Annotated in this window: 20 protein-coding genes; 13 read left to right on the top strand and 7 right to left on the bottom strand. The window is 41.4% G+C overall.

Annotated elements, in window-relative coordinates:
* Positions 1-7: 7 nt before the first annotated feature.
* The 11 genes from dinG to MHB45_RS13530 all read left to right on the top strand — a co-directional run bounded on the left by dinG (position 8) and on the right by MHB45_RS13530 (position 12,588).
* Positions 8-2,788, top strand: coding sequence for an ATP-dependent DNA helicase DinG (gene dinG, locus MHB45_RS13580; RefSeq protein WP_048681615.1), 2,781 nt, complete (start codon positions 8-10; stop codon positions 2,786-2,788).
* Positions 2,789-2,938: 150 nt separating this feature from the next.
* Entirely contained in the window at positions 2,939-3,109 is a 171-nt protein-coding gene (locus tag MHB45_RS13575; protein ID WP_065310840.1) for a YpmA family protein, read from the top strand.
* Between the two features lie 18 nt (positions 3,110-3,127).
* Positions 3,128-3,604 carry a cell wall elongation regulator TseB-like domain-containing protein gene (locus MHB45_RS13570; protein WP_048681612.1) on the top strand — a complete coding sequence of 159 codons (477 nt, stop codon included), beginning with the start codon at positions 3,128-3,130 and terminating at the stop codon, positions 3,602-3,604.
* Between the two features lie 19 nt (positions 3,605-3,623).
* Complete coding sequence (locus tag MHB45_RS13565) at positions 3,624-4,808, top strand: pyridoxal phosphate-dependent aminotransferase (protein ID WP_048681610.1); 1,185 nt, start codon at positions 3,624-3,626, stop codon at positions 4,806-4,808.
* A 260-nt stretch (positions 4,809-5,068) separates the two neighbouring features.
* Positions 5,069-5,746 carry a GntR family transcriptional regulator gene (locus MHB45_RS13560; protein ID WP_072273184.1) on the top strand — a complete coding sequence of 226 codons (678 nt, stop codon included), beginning with the start codon at positions 5,069-5,071 and terminating at the stop codon, positions 5,744-5,746.
* A gap of 109 nt (positions 5,747-5,855) precedes the next feature.
* Positions 5,856-6,773: a 2,4-dihydroxyhept-2-ene-1,7-dioic acid aldolase gene (gene hpaI, locus MHB45_RS13555; protein ID WP_048681605.1), complete on the top strand. Its 918-nt coding sequence runs from the start codon at positions 5,856-5,858 to the stop codon at positions 6,771-6,773.
* A gap of 77 nt (positions 6,774-6,850) precedes the next feature.
* Positions 6,851-8,362 carry a 5-carboxymethyl-2-hydroxymuconate semialdehyde dehydrogenase gene (hpaE, locus tag MHB45_RS13550; RefSeq protein WP_072273183.1) on the top strand — a complete coding sequence of 504 codons (1,512 nt, stop codon included), beginning with the start codon at positions 6,851-6,853 and terminating at the stop codon, positions 8,360-8,362.
* A 31-nt stretch (positions 8,363-8,393) separates the two neighbouring features.
* A complete protein-coding gene (gene hpaD / locus MHB45_RS13545; RefSeq protein ID WP_072273815.1) occupies positions 8,394-9,377 on the top strand; it encodes a 3,4-dihydroxyphenylacetate 2,3-dioxygenase in 984 nt (327 codons plus the stop codon).
* A 181-nt stretch (positions 9,378-9,558) separates the two neighbouring features.
* Positions 9,559-10,437 (top strand): FAD synthetase family protein, encoded by an 879-nt coding sequence (locus MHB45_RS13540; protein WP_161798617.1) that lies wholly within the window; start codon positions 9,559-9,561, stop codon positions 10,435-10,437.
* A gap of 162 nt (positions 10,438-10,599) precedes the next feature.
* Positions 10,600-11,019, top strand: a complete 420-nt coding sequence (locus MHB45_RS13535) for a DUF485 domain-containing protein (protein ID WP_161922399.1) — start codon at positions 10,600-10,602, stop codon at positions 11,017-11,019.
* A gap of 3 nt (positions 11,020-11,022) precedes the next feature.
* Entirely contained in the window at positions 11,023-12,588 is a 1,566-nt protein-coding gene (locus MHB45_RS13530) for a solute symporter family protein (RefSeq protein ID WP_072273182.1), read from the top strand.
* Between the two features lie 173 nt (positions 12,589-12,761).
* Here MHB45_RS13530 and MHB45_RS13525 read toward each other — a convergent pair whose 3' ends face one another.
* The gene (locus MHB45_RS13525) at positions 12,762-13,631 is read right to left on the bottom strand and encodes a LysR family transcriptional regulator (RefSeq protein ID WP_202186206.1); all 870 of its coding nucleotides are present in this window, start codon (positions 13,629-13,631) and stop codon (positions 12,762-12,764) included.
* A gap of 163 nt (positions 13,632-13,794) precedes the next feature.
* Here MHB45_RS13525 and hpaB point away from each other — a divergent pair, with 163 nt between their 5' ends.
* Complete coding sequence (hpaB, locus tag MHB45_RS13520) at positions 13,795-15,267, top strand: 4-hydroxyphenylacetate 3-monooxygenase, oxygenase component (RefSeq protein WP_048681584.1); 1,473 nt, start codon at positions 13,795-13,797, stop codon at positions 15,265-15,267.
* Positions 15,268-15,453: 186 nt separating this feature from the next.
* On the opposite strand, the gene MHB45_RS28330 is transcribed toward hpaB, so the two are convergent.
* The 6 genes from MHB45_RS28330 to MHB45_RS13500 form a co-directional block, all read right to left on the bottom strand.
* Positions 15,454-15,693, bottom strand: coding sequence for a transposase (locus MHB45_RS28330; RefSeq protein WP_373689753.1), 240 nt, complete (start codon positions 15,691-15,693; stop codon positions 15,454-15,456).
* Positions 15,687-15,950 carry a hypothetical protein gene (locus MHB45_RS28325; protein WP_432443740.1) on the bottom strand — a complete coding sequence of 88 codons (264 nt, stop codon included), beginning with the start codon at positions 15,948-15,950 and terminating at the stop codon, positions 15,687-15,689. Before MHB45_RS28325 ends, MHB45_RS28330 begins: the two co-directional genes overlap by 7 nt.
* Before the next feature lie 68 nt (positions 15,951-16,018).
* Complete coding sequence (locus tag MHB45_RS28320) at positions 16,019-16,273, bottom strand: transposase (protein WP_373689751.1); 255 nt, start codon at positions 16,271-16,273, stop codon at positions 16,019-16,021.
* 461 nt (positions 16,274-16,734) lie between these two features.
* Complete coding sequence (locus MHB45_RS13510; RefSeq protein ID WP_034307909.1) at positions 16,735-17,121, bottom strand: 5-carboxymethyl-2-hydroxymuconate Delta-isomerase; 387 nt, start codon at positions 17,119-17,121, stop codon at positions 16,735-16,737.
* A 17-nt stretch (positions 17,122-17,138) separates the two neighbouring features.
* Positions 17,139-17,927, bottom strand: a complete 789-nt coding sequence (locus MHB45_RS13505) for a fumarylacetoacetate hydrolase family protein (RefSeq protein WP_072273943.1) — start codon at positions 17,925-17,927, stop codon at positions 17,139-17,141.
* Positions 17,924-18,712: a fumarylacetoacetate hydrolase family protein gene (locus MHB45_RS13500; RefSeq protein ID WP_048688344.1), complete on the bottom strand. Its 789-nt coding sequence runs from the start codon at positions 18,710-18,712 to the stop codon at positions 17,924-17,926. Before MHB45_RS13500 ends, MHB45_RS13505 begins: the two co-directional genes overlap by 4 nt.
* Positions 18,713-18,916: 204 nt before the next feature.
* Here MHB45_RS13500 and MHB45_RS13495 point away from each other — a divergent pair, with 204 nt between their 5' ends.
* The gene (locus tag MHB45_RS13495) at positions 18,917-20,446 is read left to right on the top strand and encodes a 4-hydroxyphenylacetate 3-hydroxylase family protein (RefSeq protein WP_048688347.1); all 1,530 of its coding nucleotides are present in this window, start codon (positions 18,917-18,919) and stop codon (positions 20,444-20,446) included.
* Positions 20,447-20,511: the final 65 nt, after the last annotated feature.

The raw sequence follows: 20,511 nt of genomic DNA, 5'->3' as shown, positions 1-20,511 counted from the left end.
ACAATTCATGATGCAACGATATGTAGTGGTCGATTTGGAAACAACAGGGAATTCTCCGAAAAAAGGAGATAGAATCATTCAATTTGCTGGAGTGGTCATCGAAAATGACCAAATTGTGGATGAATACTCGACATTCATCCACCCTGGACAGGAAATTTCCTTGTTTATTGAAGAATTGACCGGAATAAGCAACGAGACGGTAAAAAATGCACCTGACTTTGAAGATGTTGCAGCAAATATTGCCCGGCTTATAGAAGGGGCTTGTTTTGTTGCCCATAATGTTTTATTTGATTTATCCTTTTTACAGGAAGAACTAGTGCGATGCGGGTTTGAGCCGTTTTATGGTTCCACCCTTGATACAGTGGAGTTAGCGAAAATATTAAAACCAACATCCGATGGATATAAGCTTCACCAGCTGGCTAAAGAAGAAAACCTAGATCATTCCAGGCCCCATCAAGCGGATAGTGATGCATATGCCACCGCTTTATTGTTGTTGGAATTGAAAAAAAAGCTGATGAATCTTCCAGTCATGACACTAAAACAGTTGTATCGGTTATCTTATTCTTTACAAAGTGAGGTTTCCGAATTAATAGATGCTTGCATTGCAAGCAAACTTGCTAAAGCAGAAGTCCATTCACCTGATCTAATTACTTATAGGGGCCTTGCCTTTAAAAAGGCCGAACATGAAGGTGATCATAAAGACACGGGGGCGAAATTCCCGCTCGACAATGAGGAAAAAATAGCCATGCTTCAAAATGCATTCCCAGCATTCGAAGCAAGAAGCGGACAACTTGATATGATGAACCTGATCCACAATTCTTTCGAAACCAGCCAGGATGCAATCATTGAAGCTGGAACAGGTATTGGAAAATCCATAGGTTATCTGCTTCCGGCTGTTTATTTTGCAAAAAAACATCAAAAACCTGTCGTCGTTTCGACGTATACGCTTCAGCTGCAGGACCAACTTCTTCAAAACGAGGTTCCTAAGCTTAAAAAAATCCTTCCTTTTACCTTTCAAGCTGTTTTACTGAAGGGGAGAAGCAATTATTTGAGCTTGGCAAAGTTCGAAAGGGCTTTGCGTGAAAAGGAAGATAATTATGAAACGGCCTTAACGAAAATGCAGATATTGGTTTGGCTTACTGAAACCGTAACAGGTGATAAAGATGAATTGAACCTTACAAGCGGCGGTCAGCTATTTTGGAATAGGCTTCAAAGTGATGGTCTTACATACGCCGGTTTAAAACAGCCCTGGCTTGAACTGGATTTTTTTGAACGGGCAAAAAAAATAGCTGCCAAGGCGGATATCATCATTACTAACCATTCATTTTTAATGACGGATCTGCTTACAGAAGACGCATTGATCCCCAAAAAAGGGTATTTGGTTCTCGATGAAGCACACCATTTGGAACAGGCTGCATCCAAACAGCTTGGGAGCAGGCTTAATTACATTTCGGTGAAGACGATTTTGAACAGACTGGGGACATCTGATCAAAAGCAATTATTATATAAATTGGACAGGATGCTCTTAAATAACGGACTGACGGATGGAAAGTCTTCACATGAATTAGATCAAAAGCTTAGTGATTTTTCGTATGAATTCGAACAGCTTTTTTATTACCTTTCCAATCAGGCGGAAAAACTTTCACGTTCTGTGAGCCCAAAACGGCTTTCATTCAAAATAAATGATGGAAGATGGGGTAAAGCGATTCTTGTCGCTGAGCGGTTGGTGGATTTATTAGGATACATCATCAAGGAGTTAGAGAAAAGATTGGCCCTTTTATTGAACAATGAGTCCCCATTAGGAAAAAATTCATTATTTCACTTGAATGATATCGAGGTGCTGCTTGGACATTTACAGGATACCAGGGACTCCTTGCATGAGTTTTTCATCAAGCCCCACGAAGAAAATATTTATTGGCTTGATTATACGAATGCAGCACCTCAGCATGGGGTGACTTTGACGGTTCAGCCGATTGCAGGCAGTAAACGGCTATGGGATTCCTATTTCGGGCGCCAGAAAAGTGTGGTCATGACATCGGCAACCCTTGTGGTGAAGGATTCTTTTAAGTATTTTAAGGAACAACTCGGATTAGAGAATGAGCCGATCCAGACAGCAAGTTTTCCATCACCCTTCCCTTATAAGGAACTCGTAAAGGTACTGGTTCCAAATGATCTGCCAGATATCAATTGTTTATCGGTGGAGGAATTCTCCGAAACCGCGGCAAACCATATTATTGCTGCCGCTCAGGCAGCGAAAGGGAGAATGATGGTATTATTCACCTCGCATGAAATGCTGCGGGCGACCTATCATTCGGTCAAAGATTGTGGTGTTCTGGATGAGTTCACCCTGTTTGCACAAGGGATTTCTGGCGGAAGCCGGATGAGGCTGCTCAGGAATTTCCAAAACTTCGAGAAAGCGGTCCTGTTTGGGACAACCAGCCTATGGGAGGGCGTCGATATCCCAGGCGAGGATTTATCTTGTTTAATCATAGTCAGGCTGCCTTTTTCGCCACCGGATGAACCTGTGACAGCTGCAAAATGCCAACTTCTCGAGAAGCAGGGGCGCAATCCATTCTCTGAGTATTCATTACCCGAAGCCCTATTAAGGTTCCGACAAGGTTTCGGCAGGCTTATACGCACTCCAGAAGATAAAGGGATTTTGGTTATACTTGATCGCCGCATCATCACTGCCAAATACGGAACTGAATTTCAAAAGGCCATTCCGAAAGTGGACTGGCACCAAGGCTCTATATCAGAAATGGCTGAAATGATAGAAGAGTGGATTTAAAGAATCTTGATTATCATTAATCCAGGAATTTTTATGAATTTATAAAGAAATATAACCTTTGAACTGGTATAATGTGATAGGTGGTAAAGCCTTCAAATCCTATTCATACCAGTGGTTGTTGACAATTTATTAAAATGGAGGGGCGTTTTCATGGAAAGTAAAATCGAAGTAATTTCAACAGTCAGGTTGCAACATTCTCCTGATCTGTATAAAATTGTGGATTCCTTGAACCGAACATTGAAAAAAGATGACTTGATGTTCGGTCTGGCATTGGATTCCCAAGATCAAGAAAAAGCGATATTTACAATTTATCGTACATAGAAAGAAGGAAAAGCAGCTTTGAAAAAATGGTTGATTATTGCTTCCATCCTAGTCCTTTGTTTTATCGGATTTGTCAGCGGGGCATATATTAAAGCGTTGCAGCCTAAAAAAGAGGCTGGTAATGAGGCTTTTAAAAAGGCAAAGGAAGAGGGCGGCCTTGTGACCATGGAAGAGTTCTACCTTTATAATGGGCAGGATTCATACTCCGTCATCATTGGTGAAGGTGAAAAGGGGACTAAGAAAATAGTCTGGCTTCCTGAAGACAAGAAGAAAGAAATAGTAGTGGAAAACTATAAAGATGGTAAATCAAAAAAAGAGATCATGAACATTGTCAAAGAAAAGCTTAATCCCCAAAAAATCATTTCGGTTAAGCTAGGCATGGAAAAGAACGTCCCGCTTTGGGAAGTAACGTATCTTGATGAGTCCGAGCGCTTTAACTATGACTATTATGATTTTAAAACTGGGGAATGGCTAAAGTATTATCGAAGCATTTAGAATGGAGGATTAATTTAAAATGAAATTAGCGAACCGTGTTCAGTCATTAACGCCATCAACAACATTGGCCATTACGGCAAAAGCAAAGGAACTTAAGGCCCAAGGTTTAGATATAATTGGTTTGGGTGCTGGTGAACCAGACTATAATACGCCCAAACATATCATAGATGCAGCACTTCTTTCCATGAATGAAGGTCAAACTAAATACACGCCATCCGCTGGTCTGCCGAAGCTAAAAGAAGCAATTGCGGCTAAATTGAAGCGTGATCAGGGCTTGGATTACAAACCGTCTGAAATTGCAGTTGGCTCAGGTGCCAAGCACTCGCTGTACACATTGTTTCAAGCGATCCTGGATGAAGAAGATGAAGTCATTGTTCCGATACCATATTGGGTGAGCTATCCTGAGCAAATCAAGCTTGCAGACGGTAAGCCGGTTTATATAGTCGGTACGGAAGAAAATCAATATAAAATCACGAAAGAACAATTAGAACAAGCAATTACCGAAAAAACGAAAGCGGTTATCATCAACTCTCCAAGCAATCCAACTGGCATGCTTTATTCCAGGGAAGAATTGGCGGCTATCGGGGAAGTTTGCCTGGCTCATGATATCTTGATCGTTTCCGACGAAATTTACGAAAAATTGGTTTATGGAAATGCTAAACATACATCCATTGCAGAGATTTCACCTGAACTGAAAAAGCAAACGATCATCATCAATGGTGTTTCTAAATCACATTCGATGACTGGCTGGAGAATAGGTTATGCAGTCGGTGATGAGTCCATCATTAAAGCAATGGCGAACCTTGCTAGCCATAGCACATCCAACCCAACCACAACCGCTCAATATGGTGCGATTGCGGCTTATGAAGGTACACAGGAGCCTGTTGAGGAAATGCGTCAAGCATTTGAAGGCCGTTTGAATAAAATCTATGATAAATTGGTTGAAATTCCAGGCGTAAGCTGCATTAAACCACAAGGGGCATTTTATTTATTCCCGAACGTTAAACGTGCAGTTGAATTAACAGGGTACAGCAATGTCGAAGATTTTACGACTGCGTTGCTTGAAGAAGCTCAAGTGGCTGTTATCCCAGGTTCAGGGTTTGGTGCACCTGATAACATCAGACTCTCTTATGCAACTTCACTGGAGCTGCTGGAAGCAGCCGTTGAAAGAATACATTCATTCGTTAATTCAAAAATGGCCTAATTTATTAAAAACCTGCAGACTGGGTCTGCAGGTTTTTTTTAGTTGGATTATATTTCGAAACGGGAAGAAGGGCGGCACAATGCATTTTAGCTCACTTCACTATTGTAAAAGAAAAGGTGGGCTGCCGGATTTCATAGTTACATTCAGTCTATTCATAGGCACAGTCATTCATATATGCAAAACGAGCATGTGAAAATATCATATATGATTTTTAATGAAAATCGATTGCAATCATATATGATTTCATATATGATGAAAATATGGAAGAGAAAAACAAAAACCCCAGCAAAAAGCAAATAGCTTATGAGCACCTTCGTAAATTAATTTTGAATGGAACATATGGTTCTGGACAGCGGATCATTATCGATCAAACGGCAAAAGAACTTAGTTTAAGTCCGATTCCTGTCAGGGAAGCGATCAGGCAACTGGAATCTGACGGCCTTATTCAATATAAGCCTTATAGTGGAGCGGTGGTTACAAGCATAAATGAGAGCGAATACATTGAAACTCTTTCTGTCTTATCTTTGCTTGAAGGATATGCAGCTGCCCTCAGTTCTTTGACCATGAATGATCATGATTTTGAAACTCTAATTAATTTAAACAAAGAAATGGAAAAAGCCCTCCATAACTTTGAATTAGAGCTGTTTGGTAAATTAAACGAATGTTTCCATGCGGAAATTTATGAAAAGTGCGGAAATTCCTTTTTATTGGAGGAAATTAAACAGGCACAACAAAGAATGAATAGAGTCAGAAAGTCCATGTTCACCATGGTGCCGCAACGCGCAGTCCAATCGATTCGCGAACATGAAAGCATCATAAAGCTCCTAAAGGAAAAAGCATCTTTTGAAGAAATTGAATCATTGGTGAGAAAGCATAAACTGAATGCGATAAGCACTTTCAAGCAGAGGGCGGAAACGAATCAAGATCAGGCACTTTGATGACCCAGGCTTTGTTTTATTATAGTCGATTGATTATTGATAAAAGCAAAGCCGATTTTTTCACTTAGATTATTCGGAATATTCAAATAATGAAAAGGTGGTAGAAAAAATGTACGAGGAAATCAAAAGTCGTTTAAGAGGATCCATCGCACCCGTTATCACTCCCTTTGATGACAAGATGGAAGTTGATGTAAAGGCCATTGAAAATCTAGTAAACTGGCATATTGAAAGCGGTTCCCATGGAATATCGGTATGCGGGACTACAGGAGAGCCGAGTTCACTAACGATTGAGGAACGGGAATTAGTGATGGAAACGGCAATTAAAGCAGCAAAAGCCCGTGTTCCAGTTGCACCAGGTACCGGATCTGCCAATCAGAAAGAAACGTTGCATTTGACAAAAAGGGCACAGGAAATGGGCGCGGATGCTGCTTTAGTCATCGTTCCTTATTACAATAAACCGAATCAACAGGCACTTTATAATCATTTTAAAACGGTAGCCGATGCTGTTGATATCCCGCTGATCGTTTATAACATTCCCGGAAGAACGGCGACGAATTTAGAAGTGAAGACATTGGCACGTCTAGCTGAAGATTGTGAAAATATTATTGGTGTAAAAGAATCTAATAAAGATTTCGAACATGTGAACCGTGTCTTGTTGAATTGCGGAAGGGATTTTCTCTTATATTCTGGCATTGAATTATTATGCTATCCAATGTTGGCTATTGGAGGGGCAGGACATATAAGTGCTACTGCTAATATCACTCCTAAAGAAGTGGCGGACATTTATAACCTTTGGGTGGAGGGTGATGTAAATAAGGCGCTTGACCTCCATTACAAATTAATGCCATTGAATGATGTTTTGTTTAAAGAAACCAATCCAGGACCATTAAAAGCTGCGATGGGGATGATGGGGAAAATCAATCCCGCATTAAGGCCGCCTATGGGACCGCCTTCGGAACCATTGGAAAAAGAACTGCGTGAAACCCTTCAATCATACGGGTTGATTGACCAAAAAATCCAGTCATAATGGCTAGTTGGGAAGATTGCACAAATCCACACGGTTATTGTCATCTTCCCGAATTAATTTTTAAAGGAGGACTTATCATGCAAACTTTTCCCGTGCAGGATGTGAAGCATTACATCAATGGTCAATTTGTCGAGGGTATCTCAGGAAAAACATTTGAAAATCTAAGCCCTTTTAATCAAGCAATCAATAATGTGGCAGAAGGCTATAAAGAGGATATTGATCAAGCGGTCGCCGCCGCAAGAGCTGCATTCGATAATGGTCCATGGAAAACGATGAAAGTGGAAGAAAGATTGAAGTACATGAATAGGATTGCTGATCTAATTGAAGAAAATGCCGAAGAAATCTCCTTTTTGGAATCACTGGATACAGGGTTGCCGATTAGCCAGACAAAAAAACAAGCGGCAAGGGGAGCGGAGAATTTCCGTTTTTATTCTGAAATGGTGAAAAGCAGGCTAATAGGAGAGTCATATCAAGTGGATGACACTTTCATCAATTATACGATTCATAAACCGATAGGAGTGGCAGGATTAATCACTCCTTGGAATGCCCCTTTCATGTTAGAAACCTGGAAGATCGCCCCGGCCCTGGCTACAGGAAATACATGTGTCCTTAAACCGGCGGAGTGGTCTCCATTGACTGCCAATAAATTAGCTCAAATCATTGATCAATCCGGTCTGCCAAAAGGCGTATTCAATATCGTTCACGGTTTTGGGGAGACAGCAGGGGCGTCCTTGGTTGCCCATCCTGAAGTCCAATTGATATCCTTTACCGGAGAAACGACAACCGGCGCTGAAATCATTAAAAATGGTGCAGATACGATGAAACGTTTTTCCATGGAACTCGGCGGTAAATCACCAGCAGTCATTTTTGAAGATGCCGATTTAGAAAAGGCCCTGGATTCAGTGGTATGGGGAATCTATTCATTCAATGGGGAGCGCTGTACAGCCAATTCAAGATTATTTGTCCATGAATCGATAATAGACCAGTTCGTGGCAGAATTGAAGGAACGTGTTCATAATATCAAAATTGGAAACCCAATGGATCCAGTCACGGAAATCGGACCGCTGATCCATCGTAACCATTTTAATAATGTCTCCCGATATCTGGATATAGCAAAAGATGAAGGGGCGGAAATTGTAAGCGGTGCCATCCCAAGTGCATTCAAGGAAGGGAATTATATTGCCCCGACGCTTCTTTTGAACTGTACAAATGATATGACGGTCGCCCAAGAAGAGATTTTTGGACCAGTCATGGCAGTCATTCCTTTCAAGACTGAAGAGGAAGTACTGAGAATGGCTAATGATGTAAAGTATGGGCTGGCTGCTTATGTATGGACCAATGATATGAAACGTGGACATAGATTTGCTCAAGCTGTCGATAGTGGGATGGTCTGGGTGAATTCCCAAAACGTTAGGGATTTGCGGATTCCATTTGGAGGATCGAAATATAGTGGGGTAGGACGTGAAGGCGGCCATTATAGCTTTGAATTCTATACGGAAACACAAGTTATCCACGTGGCAATTGGAGAACATCACATTCCAAAATTTGGCGACGTAAAACAAAATGCCGTTTCTTCTGCTGAAAAATAAACCGGGTTTCAAAAATGAAGGGGAGAATACTATGAATTTTTCTATTATTCGTGTTGCGAGAACGATACTTAATGTAACAGATTTAGATAAATCAAGAGCCTTTTATGTGGATGCTTTAGGTTTTATTGAAACGGAAAGAACGAATGACCACATATATTTACGTGGTTTAGAGGAAGCGCATCATCATTCGCTTATCTTGCAAAAGGCAGAAAAGCCAAGCGTTGAAGCAATAGGATACAAGGTTGAAAAAGAGGAAGACCTTGAAGGGTTGGAATCTTTCTTCCTGTCCAAGGGAATGAAAATGAAGTGGATGCAGGAAGGAACACAGCATGCACTAGGCAAGTCACTGCGAGTTCAGGATATTTCAGGATTGCCAGTGGAGTTTTTTTACAAAATGGATAAAGCCGAGAGATTGCTGCAACGATATGATATGCATAGGGGTTCGAGGGTCCAAAGAATCGATCATGTGAATTGTTGTGTGCCAAATGTGCAAAAAGCCTCTGACTTTTATATGAATGAATTAGGTTTTGCCTGCTCGGAAGATACAGTTGATGAGTCGGGCAAATTATGGGCAACGTGGCTACATAGAAAGCAAACGGTCCATGACCAGGCATTCATGAACGGTATCGGTCCAAGACTTCATCATGTAGGCTTCTTTCTGCCTGACCCCCTTGCACTTATCCATGCCTGTGATGTACTGGCATCTCTTGGATATGCAAAGTCGATCGAACGCGGCCCAGGGAGGCATGGCCTATCCAATGCATTCTTCCTATATTTAAGAGATCCGGACGGTCACAGGATCGAATTATACAATGGGGATTACTTAACATCTGACCCGGATACCGAACCGATTCATTGGGATTTGAATGATCCAAGACGCCAGACATTCTGGGGAGCCCAAGCTCCGGATTCATGGTTTGATGAGGCATCTTCTGTACTTGATATAATATCAGGTGAAGAAGTTCCTCTTAAAGAACCGATCCTGGCAAAAAGTAAGCCTGAATTCATCATCTAAAAAGAAGCAAAATTTAGGATGAACTATGGAAAATTCAGGCAAAATATGCATGAACTCTCATAGTCTTTTCAATAGGGTGCTAGTGTAAATGGTGAAAATTGATGGAAGACTGCTGAATTATGGGGGTTCCTTTTACTAAGTCTAAAATGGAACCTTTCAAGGCATAGGAAGGAAGATGGATTTGGATATCATTCATGTTCAGCACCCACTTTCCAGTATATATACAGCAGAAGCAGAACCGTGTGTGCTGGCTCTAGGATTTTTCGACGGAGTTCATCTAGGCCATCAAGAATTGATAAATCTAGCCAAAAGGATTGCCAAACAGCAAGATTTGAAATTGGCAGTCATGACTTTTTTTCCACATCCAAAGCAAATCATTGGTAACGATCAAACGCCTCAAACATACATTACTCCCTTAGAGCAAAAAGCAAAATTAATGCAGGATTTAGGTGTAGATACCTTGATAGTCGTGAACTTCGATTCCGCATTTGCCAATCTTTCACCTTCTGATTTTATCGAGGATTATCTATGTGGATTTAAATGCAAACATGCCGTGGCTGGATTCGATTTCCGCTATGGGCATAAAGGGGAAGGGAATATGGAAACGCTGAAAATCGAAGGTAAGCGATTTTTTGAAGTGACGGAAATGAAGAAATTTGAAATTGATCATGAAAAAGTAAGTTCTACTAAGCTTAGAGTCTTGATTGCGAAAGGTCGGTTCGCAGATATCCCGTCGTATCTTGGCTCATATTTTGAAAGTCAAGGGACAATCGATTCCGAGGATAATCAACACGTCATCGTTACATTATCGGAAGCATTCCTGACACCCCCGCCCGGCGTGTATTTAATCGAAATCAATACCGAAGGAAATGTTCATGAAGGAATAGCCCATCAAATAATGGACGGATCAGTTCAAGGGAGTTGGCACTTACATTTCAATGATTCTCTTCACTTGAAAGGAAAGAAGATTCATATCAAATGGAAAAGTGAATGTATCAAGAAGTCGAAACAGATGAAGGATAGGCGAGCCAAGACTATTGTGAAAGTGCAAGCCTTTTAAAAGATACGGTCTGGGACAGGGCAGCAGTGGGAGCTTACTGCTGCCCTATTTGTAAGTTTCATCGGTTTCACAAAAGGAGTACGGAAAGCTTAGGGAATTGGCTTCAGACCCTCTTTGGGAAGATGAGGCTGTAGGTGTTCTGGGATGGAGGGGGATGTGCCGTTGAAGAATGCGGCTGACATCGGAGGAATACTACCAGGACCGTCCTTGGAAAAAAATAAATATCAGAAGAGGTGTGAAGAGATGGTTCGGCTGGAAAAAAAACTTGAAGAATCGGAACAAACTGATCTAGTGGATTATGAAAAAATTGTTGCCTCGAAAGAGTTTCAGAATATGCTTTCCGACAAAAAGAAGTTCGTCATCCCTTTTACGATTTTCTTTATGGGATATTCCTTGCTTTTGCCCTTCTTAGTTTTTTACACAGATATCCTGGATCACCCTTTTATTGGGGACATAACATGGGCGTGGGTGTACGGTGTCTCCATTACGGTTATGTCTGTATGGGTTTGCAGCATATATGTAAGGAAATCTGAAAGAATCGATGAACAAATAAAAGAAATCATCGAGAAAGAAGGGCTTTGATTTATGAATTGGACAGTTATCATTCTCTTTGCACTAATGTCGATAGGTACGCTTTTCATCACGTATTTCGCTTCCAAAAAAACTAAAACGGCAGGCTCCTTTTATACGGCTGGGGGCGGGTTGACCGCTAGGCAAAATGGACTTGCATTGGCCGGGGATTTTATGTCGGCTTCCACGTTTTTAGGGTTGATAGGGGCATTTTCCTTAACGGGATATGATGGATTTTTCCTGATGTATGGAGCACTTGTTTCATTTCTTGTCGTATTATTCCTAGTGGCTGAGCCATTAAGGAACTTAGGGAAATACACATTGGCTGATATGGTTACTACAAGGTTTAAATATAAACAGGTCCGGGGAGTGACCGCTTTTAATACCCTGGTGATATCAGTCATGTACATGCTGGGGCAACTTGTTGCTGCAGGTGCTTTATTTAAATTGCTTTTGGACATCCCGTATAATATCTCTGTCATCATCGTAGGTATTGTAATGTTGGTATTTGTTCTATTTGGGGGGATGACGGCGACGAGCTGGGTGCAGATCATTAAAGCCATCCTGCTGATAGGCGGAGTGTTTATATTATTCATGATCGTCATGTGGAAGTTGAATTTTAGTTTCATCGGAATATTCACGGATATGAAAACAGCGACACCCATGGGTGCAGATTACCTGAAGGCAGGAATTAAGTATGCCAGTGGGTGGGATGCAGCATCCTTGTCACTGGGCCTGATTCTGGGAACGGCAGGTCTGCCTCACATTTTAATACGTTTTTTGACTGTCCCGAATGCACGAGTGGCAAGAAAGTCGGTTGTTTGGGTGATGTGGATTATGGGTGCATTTCATATCATGGTCATTTTTCTCGGATTCGGTGCCGCGAAGTTGGTCGGAACATCGAATATCATGGCCGCTAATCCAGCAGGTAACATGGCTGCACCTTTATTGGCCCAACTTGTGGGCGGGGACATCTTATTCGCATTTATTGCGGCCGTTTCCTTCGCAACGATACTCGCAGTAGTTGCGGGAATCGTTTTAACAGGTGCTACGGCATTTTCACATGATTTTTATAATGAAATATTAAAAGATGGAAAAGCGACGGAAAAACAGCAAATGACGATGGCTAGATGGGCTTCCATTGGTGTGACTGCACTTGCGATTGTTTTATCATTAGGTCTGCAGGAATTCAATGTAGCGTTTCTGGCATCTATCGCCTTTACATTGGCCGCCAGTTCGAATTTGCCAGTAATCCTTCTAACGATCTATTGGAAAAAATTCAATAAAACTGGAGCGATAGTCGGTATGATGACAGGTCTTTTTGGTACACTTTTGCTCGTGGCCCTCAGTCCAAATGTCTGGAACCCGGTCCCCGGAGCAACCATAATGACAGGTGAACCAATTTTCCCTTTGAATTCACCAGGAATCGTTTCCATTCCGCTTGGATTCATCGCCTGCTATTTAGGTGCCTTGATCGGTAATCGCAGGACCGGTCCGAAAACGGTTGCAAAAGACAATTATAATGAAATCCTGGTAAAGTCCAATACCGGTCATGATGTTAAGGGTGTTTTGCGACATTGAATGATATAAAGGCATGCCTATAAATAAAGCGCAGGTCAACGCACTTGTGAATGGATTTGAAAAAGCAGCCATCTCCTGATGGGTTGCTTTTTTCTTTTCAATGGATAAAGAAATCCGAACAAATACCAAAGAATGAGGTACAGGTGCACTAATATTCAAGGGTAACTGGGCATTCATTCAGAAAATGTTTCTAGGAATTTGACGGCGCCTTTGGAAAGATAGCGTTCTTCAAGCCAAATAAGGGCGGCTTCCGATTGTACTTCACAATCTATCAATTCGACTATTTTTATCCCCTGGGTTGAAAACGATTTGGACGTGGTACGTGGCATGATGGTAGCGCCTACTCCTTCCTTCACTAAAGATAAGATCATTGCAGCATCAGGACATTCACATACAATCGTAGGGTCAAATCCATGTCTTAAGCATTCATCCACTATAAGTTCGTAAGTGCCTTGACCGCTAATCCTATGTAGCAATAAGAGGGGATAATCCTTAATTTGTTTGAATTCGATCGAGTCTGGGATATCCCAATCTTTTGGGGTGACAAGCACAAAATCTTCCGGCGGAAGGTTAATCGATGAGAATTGCTTACCGTTAATAGGAAGCCTTACAATGGCCAACTCGATTTCCCTGTTTATTAAACCTTCTGTCAAACGGAACGTATCACCTTCCATTAATTTGAAACGTATGTCAGGGTATTTAACTCTAAAGGTTCTCATCCTTTGCGGAATGTAAGAAAAGCAAGTTTTTACTGACCCTATGGAAAGAGTGCCCTTTACCCCTTTACTGACTTCCTTCACTTCCAGTAGTGATTCTTCGAACTGGTTTAATAGAGCTTCAGCTTTTTTATAAAGGACCTTGCCAGTTTCAGTGAGTTCAAGTTTCTTTCCATTCCGATCGAAAAGTTTTTCACCGATTTCCATTTCCATTAATTTAAGTTGCTGGCTAAGAGGCGGTTGAGCCATATGTAATTTTTTTGCGGCTTTGGTTACTTGCTCTTCCTGAACGATCGTCACAAAATATTTTAACTGCCGGATGTCCATTATATACACCTCATACATATGATTAACATATACATATTGAATTTTTTAAGTATTATATATATATCATAACACATGGTATATTTTGTTATAGGAATTAATTCAATATTTGGAATTTATTTAATTGTAAGCGCTTCATCACTTTGATGCTAAGGGGGATGTAATTATGCCGGCTAAAACAGGTAAAGAATATATCGATAGGGTAGACAAAGCAAAGGCGAATGTATGGATCAATGGAGAGCAAGTAAAAGATAAGATCAGTCAACACCCAGCTTTTAAAGGGGTCATGAAAACACAGGCCGAATTATATGATTTGCAGCATGATTCCGCGAAACATGACATCATGACTTATATTTCACCAACTTCAAACGAAAGAGTAGGAACCTCATTCATGCAGCCGCGGACTAAGGAAGACCTTGAAAAAAGGCGGAAAATGATTCAAGAATGGGCAAGACATAATAATGGAATGATGGGACGTTCCCCTGACTATATCAACAGTGGGATGATGGCGTACGGTACTGCAGCTGATATGTTCGGCACTCAGGATTCGGCATTTGCAAAAAATATGAAGGATTATTATGAGCTCTGCCGGGAAAAGGATTTGTCGTTGACACATACCTTGATTCAACCTCAGGTTAATAGGGGAGTAAGTGCCGCAAAGCTTCCGGACCCTTACATCGCTGCACGGATTGCCGGCAAGAATTCAGAAGGGCTTATTATAAAGGGTGCCAGATTATTAGCTACACAAGGAGGAATAACGGATGAAATCATGGTTTTCCCTTCCACATTGCTTAAACAATCAGAAGAAGAAAACCCTTATGCATTCGCATTCTCCATCCCAAATAATACACCGGGGTTGAAATTCATCTGTCGTGAATCATTCGACTATGGCAAATCACATTTTGACCATCCACTTGGTTCACGATTTGAGGAAATGGATACGATTATCGTTTTTGATGATGTAGTCGTACCTTGGAATCGGGTATTTGCATATGGGGATGTCGGCATTTGCAACCAGGCTTATAATGAAAGCAATGCCGTTGTTCATATGACTCATCAGGTGGTATCGAAGAATATCGCCAAAACCGAGTTCATTCTGGGGATTTTGCAGCTAATGGTGGAAACCATCAATATCGGGCAATACCAGCATGTTCAGGAGAAAATCTCGGAAGTCATCATAGCGCTTGAAACGGTAAAGGCTTTCATTACAGCTTCTGAGGCAAATGCGAAAGTGGATAAGTGGGGAATGATGACACCCGATTTCACACCTTTAAACATAGCCCGTAATTATTATCCGAAGATTTACCCTAGATTCAGTGAAATAATGCAGCTTCTTGGAGCTAGTGGCTTAATGGCGATACCAAATGAAGCTGATTTCAATTCGGAGCTTCGACCGGATTTGGATAAATATCTTCAAGCCGCGAATGGTGGAGCGTATGACAGGGTTAAATTGTATCGTCTTGCATGGGATGTATGCATGAGTTCATTTGGATCCAGGCAAACGCTGTACGAAAGGTTCTTTTTTGGGGATCCGGTCCGTATGGCAAGCGCTTTATATAACGGCTATGATAAACAGGAATATGTGGACCGTGTCAAAGAGTTCCTGAACCGCACTGAAAACCTTGCAGAAATCAACTGAGCCAGGTAGCGGTGGCAAAACATGTTAATTTAAAGGCCTTCCCGATGATGCGGAAGGCCTTTAAATATGAAATATTGCAGTTTGTAGACAAAAGGGGTTCGGAATTAAAAAATTCTGAACCCCTTTTGAAATTCCCTTTGAATTTTCGCCTAAAGTTAAGAGATTGCGGCTCTACGAGCCCACATGTTAGGCCATTTTATTGGCCATCTTCTTTAAATTAATGGCAGCCAAAGTAAGCATCGCCTGCATCGACAATTTATTAAGTCCCCTTAAAGAAGTCCAACGGATACCATGCTTTTCTTTTGCATCTGCGAATACACGCTCAATCGTTTCTTTACGTTTCGCATATATAGGTTTTACATCTTGATGATGACGCAGATGATCTGCTTCTTCCACATATGTATGCCAGATATGCCGAGTCACCACTTTTTGACCGTCTTTGCTTTCTGTTCACCGAGATAAAAATGAGCATGTTGCACAGATGTGTTTGGGGATTTATGCTCGCGATAGCCCTCTTTATTTGTTGTTGAGTACTTTAATAGTTCTCCCAAAGGGCAAAGGTAACAATCAATATATTCATCGACATAGTCCTGTTTGCGGAAGTTTGTGCGAGGATGTGTATAATGTAAAGCGGGTATGATTTCTTTCTTAAATAGGTAGCTTGTAATTTCCATGGCTTTCACGATCTGGAATGATTTCTTCTTGAAGACGTCCTTGATACACTCGTGTATCTTTACGAACGATTTTCTTTTCAAAATTTCCGTTTATTCGCACTGGCTTTCACATGTGTGGAATCCACGAAAACGTGTTCAGCACTTATTAACTTTTTATTAGTAGCTGTCCTTAAAATGCGATTGAAAATCTGTTCAAACAGGTTCTTTATCTTTAAAGCGTCGCTTATAATTTTTCCCGAACGTGGAGTAGGAGGTACTTTATCATGGAAACCATAACCTAAGAACCAACGGTAAGCCATATTTGTTTCAACTTCTTCAATCATTTTACGCATGGAACGGATACCGAAGGAATATTGAATGAAAGTCAGTTTAATTAAAATAACTGGATCAATAACTTGGGCGTCCTACTGATTACATATCTTTCACCAAGTCATAAATGAAAGTGAAGTCAATGGCAGCCTCCATTCAAGTTGATCTCGCTGAATAGAATCATGTTTAGAAAGCATCCATTACCTCAGGTTCTAATACTTCTATTTTAAAACAAAAATGACTCTAGGCAAAAGTGTTCTATCTAAAAGTTAAAACAAAGTTGATTGGAACGGAAGGTACGAGACTCCTGCGGGAAAAGCGTGTCCAGGGGAGACCCCGCAGGCGAAAGCCGAGGAGGCTCCCGGACCGCCCGCGGAAAGCGAGTGCCTGGAGTGGAAAGCAACGTCCAAATTGTACAAGCCATAAAAATAGACAAACTCGATTTTCATCGAGTTTGTCTACAGTCTGAAATATGAAATATTGTTCATTTATTATATCGATTATGGATATTATTCTTTTTATATGTGCCAAAATCACTGAATTCCGTAAGTTCCATGGAGAGGGCAAGATATCTTTTTGAAAAGAGGGATGCCAAATGGGACTCCATCGTTTCGAAAAGGTGGTCACATACTTTTGTTTTATCACTGTCCTGGCGTCCAGCGCCAATTTTTAGTATGGCATGAACAAATGCATCATCCTCTGTACCATCGGCAACACGATAATGCTTCAATTCAATGGCCCGGGATCGAATCCCGCCAATTGGAAAGATGGAGGGATAGGATATCAGTACATCATTCACCTTTCTTAATAACCCGTCAATCTGGATTTCATCTTTGATATTATCCGTATATTCAATAATTATATGAGGCATATGATTAGTCCCTTCCATTATTTGTGGATTTTTAGATGAGGCCGATCCCCGTTTTCAGTAAATACATCGTCCCCGACTATTGTGCTAACGAGTTTTCCGATACCTTCAATTTCAGTGATGATTTCATCGCCTACAGCAGTATCCGCCAAGCCTTCAGGTGTGCCTGTCAATATGATATCGTTTGGACTCAATGTCATGAAGCTGCTGAAATATTCAATTAAATCAGCAATGCCGAAAATCATGTCTTTCGTGTTGCCTTGCTGAGTCAATTTTCCGTTGACGTAAGTTTTGATGGCAAGATTCGAAGGATCTGGAATATCTTCGGCATCGACGAGCCAGGGACCAATGGGGGTGCAGGTATCGCGATTTTTGACCTTTAGATTTGGCCGGTAGTAGTTCTCCAGATAATCCCGTATTGCATAATCATTTGCAATCGTATATCCACTTACATATTTAAAGGCTTCTTCCTTTTTTATGTTCTTCGCCTTTTTACCGATGACCACTGCCAGTTCACATTCATAATGCATATAAGCTGCATCAGCAGGCCGCCTTGTCTGTCCCCGGTGGCCGATGAATGTATTGGGACCTTTTAAGAACGCAAGGGGTTCGTCCGGGGATTTAAAAGCTAGTTCCTTCGCATGGTCTGCATAATTCAAACCAAGCGCGAAGACAGTTCGTGGTTCCACCGGGGGAAGCCAGACAACGTCCTGCTCATTGACAATCCGGCCATCCGCCAATTGGAGCTGGCCATGATATTCACTTGCTGGATGTATGGCACCTGCATAGGCTACACGTGCTCTCTTCATAAAATCCCCTCCAGTGATAATTTTTCCTCGGAAATGATCGTATTTTCCAAATAACCGATTTCGTCTATTTCTATCCTGACTTGATCATTGGCTTTGGCCAGCGGTGCATTCTCAGGAACACCAACTAGAAGGACGTCACCCGTACTCAAGGTCATGAAGTCCGTTACATCCTCAATAAGCCGGGGGATGGAGCGAATTAGATTTGAAGTTGAATTTTCTTGCCTTAGCTCTCCATTAATATATACACGAAGTCCTAAAGAATCGGGGTTGGAGATGGATTCCTTGGATACGACCCATGGACCGATCGGGCAAAATCCATCACGGGCTTTATGGCGGATAGCAGGACGGAAAACGCTTTCGTGAGGAATGCTAATATCATTGGCGATCGTAAAACCTTCTATATAATCCGATGCATGTTCTTTCTTGACTCTTGTGGCCGTTTTACTGATCACTACTCCAAGTGCTGCTCCGATTTCCAATTCAGGTATGCCGGTTGGAAGGGGAACTGGATTGGAATAAGAAGAAAACGTGTTTCTAGGTTTAATATAAAGGATCGGCCCTTTAGGAGGTTCATTATAAGGCGGATGGTCGATCTTCCCCTTCAATGCTTCCAATGACCCTTTATAGTTTAATAATGTTCCATATACCGTTCCTGAAATAGGGTTATCCAACTTGATTCGTGATACCTCATACTTAAAACCGTTCAATAATATATAGCGGTTCGACAGTATTTCCACTTCTTCTGAATAATCTGACTTTTGAAGTTTCACTCTTGCTTTTGCCATGGACACTCACCCCTTGATTTTATGATTAATCATATATGATATCGTATATGATTTTTTGTTTAAGTTCAACATATTTAGATTATTCAGTATAATTAGACAAAAAATGTTAGAAAAAAGATGGGTTTCAACAGAAAAATGCCTGGAACATTTAGTTAGTATAAAGCTAGGAATTCAATTGAAAGATTGTGAATGGGGGATGTTCCGATGATGAATGGCAAAGAGTATTTAGAAAGTTTACGAGATGGACGAACGGTATTCTTGAACGGTGATAAGGTAGATGATGTGACGACACACCCAGCATATCGCAATTCTGCCAGGTCAATTGCGCAGCTATATGATGCTCTACATGATCCGGATACTGCACGGATTTTAACGGCTAAGACAGATGAAGGCCATACTACCCATAAGTTCTTCAAAGCCTCAAAGAACGCAACAGAGCTACTTGAAGCAAGGGATGCCATAGCACAATGGTCAAAGTTGAGCTATGGTTTCATGGGTCGTACCCCTGATTACAAAGCTGCATTTACAGGATCATTGGGACCTTATAGCGATTTTTATAAGGGATTTGAAGATAATGCGAAAAGATGGTATGAAAAAACCACAAGGGACGTTCCCTTCTGTAACCATACAATTATAAATCCGGCAATGGACAGGAATAAACCGCTACATGAAAATAAAGAGGTATTTGTACGTACCGTGGAAGAGCGGGATGATGGAATAATCGTAAGCGGAGCCAAAATGGTTGGAACTTCTGCAGCACTTACGAATTATAATTTTGTCGCGAATTATTCTCCTGTCGATCTTGGGGAAGGAGATAGGAGCCATGCATTGATTTTCTTTGTGCCGATGAATGCGCCGGGATTAAAAATGATCAGCAGACAGTCTTTTGAAGAAACGGCTGCCAAGACAGGCACTCCTTTCGATTACCCGCTTTCTAGTCGGTTCGACGAAAATGACGCAGTCATCGTCCTTGATCATGTATTCGTGCCATGGGAGAATGTATTCGCCTATAATAATGTGGAAATTGCAAATGGATTTAGATCCAAGACTGGGTGGATGAATCGATATACATTTCATGGCTGCACACGCTATGCGGTGAAATTGGACTTTATGGCTGGGCTTCTGATGAAGGCTACGGAAATGGCAGGAACGAATCAATTCAGGGGAGTTCAAGCCAATATCGGGGAAGTGCTTGCTTACAGGAATATGTTTTGGGCAATCTCGACAGCGATGGCTACAGATCCGATGGAAGGGCCGAATGGCACTGTTCTCCCCAATAGCACATATGCAACTGCTTATAGGGTGTTCGCACCTATGGTTTGGCCGAAGGTGAAACAGATATTTGAACAGGTTGTAGCAGGTAATCTCATTCAACTCCCATCAAGCTCCAAGGATTTTTTAAACCCTGAGGTCCGTCCGTATCTCGATAAATATTATAAGGGTTCAGGTGCGGTTTCGGCAGTGGAAAGGGTAAAACTGATGAAACTTATCTGGGATTCCATCGGAACGGAATTTGGCGGCAGAAATGAGTTATATGAAATCAATTATGCGGGTAACCATGAAAATATTAGGCTTGAAACCATGAAAATGGCTGATTTAAATGGACAATCGGATAAATTCAAAGCTTTTGTGGACTTGGCAATGGACGATTATGACCTTCATGGCTGGACAAATGATAAGTGGATAAATGAAGATGAAGACATTAATGATTTGATTCAGCTCCGAATGAATTAAACTGTTTAAGAAAACGTGTAAAGAATGGTATGTATCGACTCCCACCGGTTTTTCCACCACGGCAT

The organism is Peribacillus sp. FSL K6-5616, from assembly GCF_038008245.1.
Lineage (GTDB): Bacteria > Bacillota > Bacilli > Bacillales > DSM-1321 > Peribacillus > Peribacillus frigoritolerans.
This window is presented reverse-complemented; position numbering and strand designations above follow the sequence as displayed.

Excerpts from the sequence above, each read along its gene's own strand:
- MHB45_RS13510 (WP_034307909.1), bottom strand. The coding sequence starts at position 17,121 with ATGCCTCATATAATTATTGAATATACGGATAATATCAAAGATGAAATC.
- MHB45_RS13500 (WP_048688344.1), bottom strand. The coding sequence starts at position 18,712 with ATGGCAAAAGCAAGAGTGAAACTTCAAAAGTCAGATTATTCAGAAGAA.
- dinG (WP_048681615.1), top strand. The coding sequence starts at position 8 with ATGATGCAACGATATGTAGTGGTCGATTTGGAAACAACAGGGAATTCT.
- MHB45_RS13505 (WP_072273943.1), bottom strand. The coding sequence starts at position 17,927 with ATGAAGAGAGCACGTGTAGCCTATGCAGGTGCCATACATCCAGCAAGT.
- MHB45_RS28320 (WP_373689751.1), bottom strand. The coding sequence starts at position 16,273 with ATGCGTAAAATGATTGAAGAAGTTGAAACAAATATGGCTTACCGTTGG.
- hpaB (WP_048681584.1), top strand. The coding sequence starts at position 13,795 with ATGCCGGCTAAAACAGGTAAAGAATATATCGATAGGGTAGACAAAGCA.
- MHB45_RS13565 (WP_048681610.1), top strand. The coding sequence starts at position 3,624 with ATGAAATTAGCGAACCGTGTTCAGTCATTAACGCCATCAACAACATTG.
- hpaI (WP_048681605.1), top strand. The coding sequence starts at position 5,856 with ATGTACGAGGAAATCAAAAGTCGTTTAAGAGGATCCATCGCACCCGTT.
- MHB45_RS13495 (WP_048688347.1), top strand. The coding sequence starts at position 18,917 with ATGATGAATGGCAAAGAGTATTTAGAAAGTTTACGAGATGGACGAACG.
- hpaD (WP_072273815.1), top strand. The coding sequence starts at position 8,394 with ATGAATTTTTCTATTATTCGTGTTGCGAGAACGATACTTAATGTAACA.
- MHB45_RS13530 (WP_072273182.1), top strand. The coding sequence starts at position 11,023 with ATGAATTGGACAGTTATCATTCTCTTTGCACTAATGTCGATAGGTACG.
- hpaE (WP_072273183.1), top strand. The coding sequence starts at position 6,851 with ATGCAAACTTTTCCCGTGCAGGATGTGAAGCATTACATCAATGGTCAA.
- MHB45_RS13560 (WP_072273184.1), top strand. The coding sequence starts at position 5,069 with ATGGAAGAGAAAAACAAAAACCCCAGCAAAAAGCAAATAGCTTATGAG.
- MHB45_RS13575 (WP_065310840.1), top strand. The coding sequence starts at position 2,939 with ATGGAAAGTAAAATCGAAGTAATTTCAACAGTCAGGTTGCAACATTCT.
- MHB45_RS13525 (WP_202186206.1), bottom strand. The coding sequence starts at position 13,631 with ATGGACATCCGGCAGTTAAAATATTTTGTGACGATCGTTCAGGAAGAG.